This window comes from Rhizobium sp. SVR5-2C, from assembly GCF_056755115.1.
In genome coordinates, this window is the sequence record NZ_JBNDHT010000275.1 from 1 (window position 1) to 2109 (window position 2109).

Consider the following 2109-nt stretch of genomic DNA (forward strand, 5'->3'; position numbering starts at 1 on the left):
TCTCCGTCCTCGTCACGCATGAAATCGGGATCCGTCAGGGGGACCGCGCCTGGCGTCGTTCCAATCCCGAGAAACCGTCAGATGTTTGCGGTGAAGATGGAACAAGTTGACGATCCAGCCATGCCTTGAAACGAAGCGCTGGCATTGCCGTGCCCACCTGAGCTGCCTGAAGCCTCGTTCTCGTCGTCGTACGGCCAGATGCGAGTTTTCGGCTCGATTGTTCAGTCCTTGTGTGAACGATGCTCAACGCTTGGTATCAACTCAGCCGCTTGCATCGGTCAGGTGCGACATCGGTCGAAGAGTGCTTGGTCATGCCCGCAAATACCGCCGTAGCGAAAACGTACGCAGTCACTCGATCCAGATCACTCTGTCGTCCCAGCCCGCTGGCAGCGGCATCGGACGCTCGATTTCGACGCGCTCGAGCGCAAGGTCTGCAACGCCGTGAGCAAAGAGCCCCGGCATACCTCCGGGATAGTCGACAAGACCGATGATCTTCCCGTCCGCTCCACGCAGCCACGCATTGCCACGACCCTCCATCGCCATGGGTGGAGACAGATCGGCTTTCGTGGGGCGAAGATCATATTGCTTGGCTGTTCCCAGAGCTCCTTCATGCATAGTTAGTTGCACATTGCAGAGGACTATTCCCGTGATCCCACCATTTCGCTCTGCGAAGAGATTTAAAGGACCGTGGCAACGGCCGGAAATGTTCTCAACGCTGACATTCCTGACGACACCGGCAGGCAGCTCCGGACGCCGGTCGAGTTGAGTGATCGTCAACGGTTCACCCGAACCCCAGAATCCGTCCGGCGTCTCGTGGCAGTCCAACTCTATGTCTGAGAAGACAACGTTCTCAATGATCCCGCCGTCGCGCGAGAAGATGCCGAGGCCCCGGTTCGAATCCCGGACCTTGGAACGCATGAAGCGAACATCGCGGATGTCGCCAAAACTCTCCGTGCCGACCTTCAATGCGCAACTATTGCTCTCGATGGTGCAATTCGAGACTTCTATCCTCTCGCAGCGTCCGATGCCCTTTTCGCTCCGGCTCGTCTTCAAGCAAATACCATCGTCAGCTGTGCTGATGGCGACATGGCTGACCGCGACGTCGGTGCAACTATCGATAACAATCCCGTCCGTATTCGGGAGCTGGCGATTGTTGAGCACCTTCGTGTCCTTGATGATCACGTCATGGCAGCGGACCAGGTGGATCGTCCACATGGGAGAATCCTCGATGGCAAAGCCTTCCAACCTGACATTGCGGCAATCCTCGAGCACAAGGACTCTCGGGCGCCTCTCGCTTGGCGTATAGGTGCCCACCATCTCATCAAAACCGGTGCTGAAGGCGCATCCCGCGGCAGCGATCTTTCCTTTGCCGACGACCGCGACGTCGTGCGCGTCTTGTGCGACGATATAGGCCCGGTCTGATCCCTCGGCGATCACACTGACCGAATTTGCGGCGTAGAGCCCGTAGTCGGGAACGAACTCGAGTGTGGCGCCCTCTGCGATTGATAGGGTTATGCCGCTCCCAAGCCGGATGGGCCCGGATACGTGTCGTCCCGCCCGCAGCAGAAGAGTTCCACCACCTCCGCCAACCAGCTTGTCGATCAATTGCTGCAGATCAGCGCCATTTGCTTCGACGGAAATGTCCATTTGTGTCCCCCTTCGCTTTCCCGAGAGTTACGCCGCTCACCTTTATTCGTCAACAGGACGAACTAATTGGATTTGCTCTGTCGGGTTTATATTGACACCCTCGAAAACTCGTATTTAATTCGTCATGGTTACGAACAATTGGTCGGCTTGAGGAGCATAGGGCCGACGTCAGCATGGTTCGAAAATGAGGAGCAAAAAGGGGAACCCTATGAAACCGCTCAAGACAATTATGATGGCTGCGACCGCCATGGCGATGACGATCTCGATTGCTGCGGCATCTGAGCTCAAGATCGTCTGGTACGTCGACAATGATCAGGAAGAGACGAACACTCGCGCCCTTCTCGACCAGTACACCAAACTGCACCCCGACACGACCTTTGACCTTGAGATCACGCCCTATGACGGAATGGTTCAGAAATTCCAGCAATATGCGGCGTCCGGGATCATGCCGGACCTGTCTCT

Annotated in this window: 1 protein-coding gene and 2 pseudogenes; 1 reads left to right on the forward strand and 2 read right to left on the reverse strand. The window is 56.6% G+C overall.

Annotation, left to right across the window (positions count from 1 at the left end; all coding sequences use genetic code 11):
- Window positions 1-12: 12 nt before the first annotated feature.
- Together ACPYOI_RS35515 and pglB are read right to left on the reverse strand one after the other, a co-directional pair.
- Window positions 13-263: pseudogene (locus tag ACPYOI_RS35515) on the reverse strand (hypothetical protein); the annotation flags it as partial.
- A gap of 85 nt (window positions 264-348) precedes the next feature.
- A complete protein-coding gene (pglB, locus tag ACPYOI_RS35520) occupies window positions 349-1647 on the reverse strand; it encodes a polygalacturonase PglB (RefSeq protein WP_481424103.1) in 1299 nt (432 codons plus the stop codon).
- A gap of 208 nt (window positions 1648-1855) precedes the next feature.
- Between pglB and ACPYOI_RS35525 the strand changes: the two are divergent.
- Window positions 1856-2109 (forward strand): annotated as a pseudogene (locus tag ACPYOI_RS35525) (ABC transporter substrate-binding protein); the annotation flags it as partial.

Excerpts from the sequence above, each read along its gene's own strand:
- pglB (WP_481424103.1), bottom strand. The coding sequence starts at position 1,647 with ATGGACATTTCCGTCGAAGCAAATGGCGCTGATCTGCAGCAATTGATC.